The 6,242-nt window shown below is 32.6% G+C and carries 6 protein-coding genes; 4 read left to right on the top strand and 2 right to left on the bottom strand.

Annotated features, from left to right (window positions below; translation table 11 throughout):
- Positions 1-531: 531 nt before the first annotated feature.
- Both RDK80_RS17340 and RDK80_RS17335 read right to left on the bottom strand, forming a co-directional pair.
- Positions 532-1,134: a DUF3841 domain-containing protein gene (locus tag RDK80_RS17340; protein WP_094901219.1), complete on the bottom strand. Its 603-nt coding sequence runs from the start codon at positions 1,132-1,134 to the stop codon at positions 532-534.
- A 100-nt stretch (positions 1,135-1,234) separates the two neighbouring features.
- A complete protein-coding gene (locus RDK80_RS17335; RefSeq protein WP_308525002.1) occupies positions 1,235-1,783 on the bottom strand; it encodes a hypothetical protein in 549 nt (182 codons plus the stop codon).
- Between the two features lie 289 nt (positions 1,784-2,072).
- On the opposite strand from RDK80_RS17335, the gene RDK80_RS17330 reads away from it, so the two are divergent.
- The 4 genes from RDK80_RS17330 to RDK80_RS17315 all read left to right on the top strand — a co-directional run bounded on the left by RDK80_RS17330 (position 2,073) and on the right by RDK80_RS17315 (position 6,240).
- The gene (locus tag RDK80_RS17330) at positions 2,073-2,672 is read left to right on the top strand and encodes a hypothetical protein (RefSeq protein ID WP_308525001.1); all 600 of its coding nucleotides are present in this window, start codon (positions 2,073-2,075) and stop codon (positions 2,670-2,672) included.
- Between the two features lie 218 nt (positions 2,673-2,890).
- The gene (gene pdhA, locus RDK80_RS17325) at positions 2,891-3,973 is read left to right on the top strand and encodes a pyruvate dehydrogenase (acetyl-transferring) E1 component subunit alpha (RefSeq protein WP_308525000.1); all 1,083 of its coding nucleotides are present in this window, start codon (positions 2,891-2,893) and stop codon (positions 3,971-3,973) included.
- 2 nt (positions 3,974-3,975) lie between these two features.
- Positions 3,976-4,956: an alpha-ketoacid dehydrogenase subunit beta gene (locus RDK80_RS17320; protein ID WP_094901212.1), complete on the top strand. Its 981-nt coding sequence runs from the start codon at positions 3,976-3,978 to the stop codon at positions 4,954-4,956.
- A 15-nt stretch (positions 4,957-4,971) separates the two neighbouring features.
- Entirely contained in the window at positions 4,972-6,240 is a 1,269-nt protein-coding gene (locus tag RDK80_RS17315) for a dihydrolipoamide acetyltransferase family protein (protein ID WP_308524999.1), read from the top strand.
- Positions 6,241-6,242: the final 2 nt, after the last annotated feature.

Below are 6,242 nucleotides of genomic sequence, written 5' to 3'. Positions count from 1 at the left end.
TAATCACCAAGGCAAAATAAATTAAATTATTTCTTGACATTTAATAGCTGGTCTTTTATCTAATATTAGTATCATGTCAACTAATCTTAAGTGCAATGATTAAATTAAGGAAACGAATTCCTTGTATGGGCATCAATTAATCTTTAATTCAGAAGCTAATATTTTATAAAAGTCAGTATCACTTTAATTTATTTATTGAATTAACAATTATAGTTATTAATGTCAGTGAATCATATTTTGGTATTTGTTGTCAACATATTTATTTGTACAAATTTCGCTACCTTAATGTTATAATTTGTCGGAATTTAAAAGAAGGCCTATTTCATAATTTCTTTAATAGATATGAAACGCCTCTTTTTATTGCACACTCTCCTCCTCAATTTCGTAAGTATTAATGATATGAAATTGAGGAGGAGGCTTTTATGCAATTTACAAGTAAAAATTTTTTATCTAAAGAACTAGTTGAGAAGTATTTTCTAAGATTCATTATAAAATTAGGGAACGCCTTAAAGCATCCCCCATAATTTAAGTCTAAATCTCTCCATTCCAATATAGTATATCCTTGATCATGTCTTCCCTTACTTCCCATATATTAGCCTGAACATCGAATATATTCCAATCTTCAATTTCAAAAACTCTCATCCAGCTTTCCATTACTTTCTTCTTTTCCAAAGGATGAAAATTTGCATATTTCCCTTCTATAAAAGAAAATGAATCCTTGAACCCTTTTCTCTCCATATCTTTCATATAGGACTTTTCATCTTCTTCGTCTTTAGGAATATATAAATGGTTCAATACATAATCCCACTTTCTTCCATCAAAGTATATAACTTCTGCTTCGTCTACCTCTAATACATATACTACTGTACCTTCTATGGGCTTTAACATATTTTCTTCACTAATTGAACACCAGACTGGAAATTCTACACCATCTGGCTTGGGAACCATTTTACCTGCCTTATCTACAAACCACTGGTAGAGCTTTATATAGTACTCTGCTATATCTTCAAATTGTTGTTCTATATATTTTCTTTTGACTCTATATCTTCCTTTTTCCTTTATCTCGTCAAGACTCTTTATATCTTGCCTAGTCCAAAGGGTTACCTTATTTAGGTTGCTTTTTGAATCTGCCATGATTCCATCCCTCCGATATAGTATATAGATTAATATACCCTACTTTTCATAATCAATTGAATAATTTTTATTTATAATACTACTATTGCTGGGATGCATTCTACTTATTATATTCACCTAATACAACGTCATCAATTAACCATACTATATCTATTTTTCTAACAGTAAGAGTAATTGTTCGACTAATTGGCTCATCATTTTCGCTACTTGTAATCTCTATGATATTTCCCTCAACTTCATATTCTGTATCTGATATCTTTTCTACATTCTCAATTTCAATGCGATCTGGCCACGGACTTGAAACAAATCTTCCCAGAGCATCCTCTGGATTATTTAACCATTTATTCATAAGGTCTTCCGATACAAGTCCTCTATAATTCTCCTTCATACTCTTTTCTAATTCTTCCTTAGGCGATAAAAGCGATACAGATTGAAGTTTACCTCCAAATTCTTCAACTAATCTAGTAACTTCTTCCTTATCTTGTTTATCTATTGTTATTTCCTCTTTATCTAATTTATCTTCAGGGGTTTGTTCTTCTATTTGATTCTGTACTTTCCCCGTTGAGTTATCTTGATTTTTTGGAGCTGTACACCCTATTAGAGATATAGATAAGGATAAAGCTACTCCATATAATAATATTTTTTTCATATGATCTTCTCCTTACTTATTTTGATGCTTTTATTATAGCAAGGATTATAATTCATATGTTTACAACGAGGTTACAATATGCCACTCTCAAATAATCTTTTTACTATACTAAGTAGATTAAAATTCTACCTCAAAATCAAAAAACTTTAAAAATCTATCTTATTAATTAATAAAATGAGTTTTTAATTTATATTTTTTCATAATAAGGAAAGGATATAATTAACTAATTAACAACCAATTCTTTATACTACTATACTCTCATAAAATAGATAGAAAGGAAGAAACCTTTATGAATAACAAAAACAACAAGCTATCCATTGGAATAGCTGCATTATTTGAAATAATATTAATAACCACCGCTATCTTTAACATCGTATCAAAACAATGGAAAGACCTTACTATATCACTCATTGCTATTGTATGTATTATACTTCCTTTTATAATCACATATATTGCTAACATTAAGAATCTGGCATTACCTCCCAACTTTCAATTAATATCATTATCATTTATTTTATTTGCACAATACTTCGGAGAAATCCTAAAATTTTATAGAAAATTTTTTTGGTGGGATTTATTTCTTCATGCTTTATTTGGCAGCTATGCAGTTATTGTTGCATTATATTTAATTAAAGGTGTTGTTAAAAAAGAAAAGGAAACTAGTGAAAACCGATTTACTATTTTTACTATAATATTTGCATTTTGCTTTTCAATCACCTTAGGCACACTATGGGAAATGTTCGAATTTGCGGGAGATTTTCTATTTAAATCACATATGGTTAAAGGCGGACTTGTAGATACATCAACAGATATTCTCATAAAAATTTTATCTGCTTTTATTACCTCTATAGTATATTATTATCGTAATAGAAAATTAATTAAATCCTAATTTACTTTCTACTATTTTAGCTCTATTCTTCTATCCTTTCTTTAAACTTAATTTTGTTCAAGAATTTTTCTACATCTAAGTTCATCTTAAAATAATACAACCCATACGGGGTATTATTATGTTTAAACTATCAAATTTGGGTAATATATATAATGTAAATGATAATGATTATCAATTAGCTTGTACAATATATTTATTATAAATAAGGAGGTAAAATTATGCGATTTGAAGATTACAATCCTTTAGAAGAAAAGCATTATAGTATTTTAAATGTTAACGGCGAGGTTCTCAAAGAAGAAGACCTTCCATCCCTCTCAAATGATGAACTATTATATCTTTACAAGACTATGTTATATTCACGTATTATAGATGAAAAAGCATTATCCTATCAAAGACAAGGCAGAATGCTAACCTATGCCCCTAATATAGGTCAGGAGGCTGCGCAAGTAGGTAGTGCCTATGCTATGGAAAAAGAAGACTGGTTAGTTCCTGCATTTAGAGAATTAGGTGCTTGGTTAATAAGAGGGGTTCCTCTCAAGAATATTTATCTATATTGGTATGGTAATGAATGGGGAAGTTATATGCCTGAAGATGTAAAGGTGCTTCCTGTATCTGTGCCTATTGCTTCTCAGTACCAACATGCAGCAGGTATTGGAATGGCTAACAATATTAAGGGAGAAAAAAATGTAGTAGTCACTTATGTTGGAGATGGTGGTACTTCCCATGGAGATTTCCACGAGGCTCTAAACTTTGCTGCTGTATTTAAGGCTCCTGTAGTATTTGTAATCCAAAACAATCAATATGCTATTTCAGTTTCTAGGAAACAACAAACCATGAGTAAAACCTTAGCTCAAAAGGCTATTGCTTATGGTATGCCAGGAATTGTTGTAGATGGCAACGATATATTTGCTATGTATTCCGCTACAAAAGAAGCTATTGACAGGGCAAGAAACGGTGAAGGTCCTACTCTAATAGAAGCCTTTACCTATCGTCTAGGTGCTCACACTACTTCTGATGACCCTACCTTATATAGAAAAGATGAAGAAGTACAAGAATGGTGGAAAAAAGACCCAATATTAAGATTTAAAAAATATTTATTGAATAAAAATATATTAACGGAAGAATGGGAAGAAAAAACTAAAAAAGAATTAGAAATTGATGTTATGTCTACCTTCGAAGAAATTGAAAATAAATCTGATACTTTAATTGAAGATATATTTAAATATCACTATGAGACTATGCCTCCGCAGTTAGAGGAACAATTAGAAGATTATAAAGCTTTTTTAGAAGGAGGTAAATAATTATGGCTAACACATTAAATATAGTTCAAGCAGTAAATCAAGCATTGATGAATGAAATGGAAAATGATCCATCCGTAGTTGTTTACGGTGAAGACGTAGGTGTTGAAGGTGGAGTTTTTAGAGCTACTGTTGGACTACAGGAGAAGTTTGGAGTCCAAAGAGCATTTGATGCTCCTCTTGCTGAATCTGCAATTGTAGGAACTGCCATAGGTATGGCAATCAATGGTCTAAAACCTGTTGTGGAACTTCAATTTATGGGATTTTCTTACCCTGCTTTTAACCAGATAATCTCCCATGTTGCTAGAATGCGTAACCGCAGCAGAGGCAGATATACTCTTCCTATGGTAATTCGTGCTCCTTATGGCGGAGGGATCAGGGCATTGGAACATCACTCTGAAAGTACGGAAGCCCTTTATGCCCATATACCTGGACTTAAAGTAGTTATTCCTTCCACTCCTTATGATGCAAAGGGGCTTCTTATAGCAGCAATCAGAGACCCTGACCCTGTTTTGTTCTTAGAGCCAAAGAGAATATACAGAGCATTTAAACAGGAAATCCCTGAGGAAGCTTATGTACTTCCTATTGGAAAAGCAAAGGTTGTAGAGGAAGGTGAAGATGTCACAATCATAACTTGGGGTGCTATGGTAAGAGATGTACAGAAAGCCAGTGAAATGGTTAAATCAAAGGGAATCAACCCTGAAATCATAGATTTAAGAACTATTTCTCCGATGGATAGAGACAGTTTTATTGAATCTGTTAAGAAAACTGGAAGGGCTATAGTAGTTCATGAGGCACCTAAGTCCTTTGGAGCAGGGGCAGAGATTGTATCTATTATCAATGAAAAGGCCTTTTTATATTTGGAAGCCCCACCTACTCGTGTCACTGGATTTGACACTATATTTCCATTACCAAGGGGAGAAAAACACTATATTCCAACCCCTGAAAGAATTGCAAAAACTATTGAAGATGTAGTTAAGTTTTAGTGGAGGAGGTATATTATGAAATTTGAATTTGAATTCCCGGATATAGGTGAAGGTATAAGAGAAGGTACTCTTATGAAATGGTTAGTTCATGAAGGAGAAAATATAGAGGAAGGTCAATCAGTTGCCGAAGTTGAAACAGATAAGGTTACTACAGAAATACCTTCTCCAAGATCAGGTAAAGTTTTAGAATTGAAGTTTCAAGAAGGAGATACCATTGAAGTAGAACAAGTTTTTATTGTAATAGATACTGAAGGTGATTCTCTAGATGTAGTTGAAAAGCCAGAGATCGTAGAAGAAGAAACTGCTGGTGTCGTAGGTGAAGTAATAGCTTCCTCTGAATTGATTCCAGCAAGTACTGAAGGAACAATATCCACTTCTAAAGAATCCCTTCAAAAGAAAAAAGTATTAGCTACTCCTGTGGCACGTGCAATGGCTAAGGATTTAGGTGTTGATATTACAACAGTAGAAGGCACAGGTCCAAATGGCCGAGTGATGAAGGATGATATTAGAAAGGCTAGAGAATCTATATCTAATCCTGCACAAGAAAAACCTAAGATACAGGAAATCCTATATGATAATAGAGAAAATATCGAAAGAATTCCGCTTACAAGGATTAGAAAGACTATTGCAGAGCAAATGGTAAAATCTAGATTTACAATACCTCATACAACTGCAATGGATGAAATAGATGTTTCCAAACTAGTTGAATTTAGATCTAAGTATAAAGATAAATTTAAGTCTGAAGATATTAATTTAACCTATTTACCATTTATTATTAAAGCAGTTATTACAGTTTTAAAGCAGTATCCTGAATTTAATTCTTCCTTTGATGAGGAAAGAGGAGAACTTATTCTAAAACATTTCTATCATATTGGTATAGCTACTGATACCGATAGAGGTCTTATGGTTCCAGTACTTCGCGACGCCGATAAAAAAAGCATAGTAGAAATTGCTAAGGAAATCGAGGACTTAAGTAGTAGGGCTAAAGAAAACAAGATGGAAGTCCATGAATTAAAGGGCAGTAGTTTTACTGTGACTAATTACGGTTCTATTGGCGGATTATTTGGTATTCCTATTATCAATTATCCAGAATCAGCAATACTTGGTATCGGTAAAATTGTTAAAAAGCCTATTGTGAAGGATGATGAAATAGTAATTGCTCATATGCTACCTTTATCCTTATCCTATGATCATAGAATAATTGACGGTGCCAGCGGAGCACGTTTCCTAAATCTATTGAAAGAACTATTATCTGACCCTGAAATATTACTGATGAAGTCATAGAA

This window comes from uncultured Tissierella sp. (assembly GCF_902479755.1).
Lineage (GTDB): Bacteria > Bacillota > Clostridia > Tissierellales > Tissierellaceae > Tissierella > Tissierella carlieri.
The sequence above is the reverse complement of the archived record's forward strand: the minus strand, read 5'-3'. Positions and strand labels throughout refer to the sequence as shown.

What these genes read in the sequence shown, in the direction of transcription:
- RDK80_RS17340 (WP_094901219.1), bottom strand. Translation starts at nt 1,134, where the DNA reads ATGGCAGATTCAAAAAGCAACCTAAATAAGGTAACCCTTTGGACTAGG.
- RDK80_RS17335 (WP_308525002.1), bottom strand. Translation starts at nt 1,783, where the DNA reads ATGAAAAAAATATTATTATATGGAGTAGCTTTATCCTTATCTATATCT.
- RDK80_RS17330 (WP_308525001.1), top strand. Translation starts at nt 2,073, where the DNA reads ATGAATAACAAAAACAACAAGCTATCCATTGGAATAGCTGCATTATTT.
- pdhA (WP_308525000.1), top strand. Translation starts at nt 2,891, where the DNA reads ATGCGATTTGAAGATTACAATCCTTTAGAAGAAAAGCATTATAGTATT.
- RDK80_RS17320 (WP_094901212.1), top strand. Translation starts at nt 3,976, where the DNA reads ATGGCTAACACATTAAATATAGTTCAAGCAGTAAATCAAGCATTGATG.
- RDK80_RS17315 (WP_308524999.1), top strand. Translation starts at nt 4,972, where the DNA reads ATGAAATTTGAATTTGAATTCCCGGATATAGGTGAAGGTATAAGAGAA.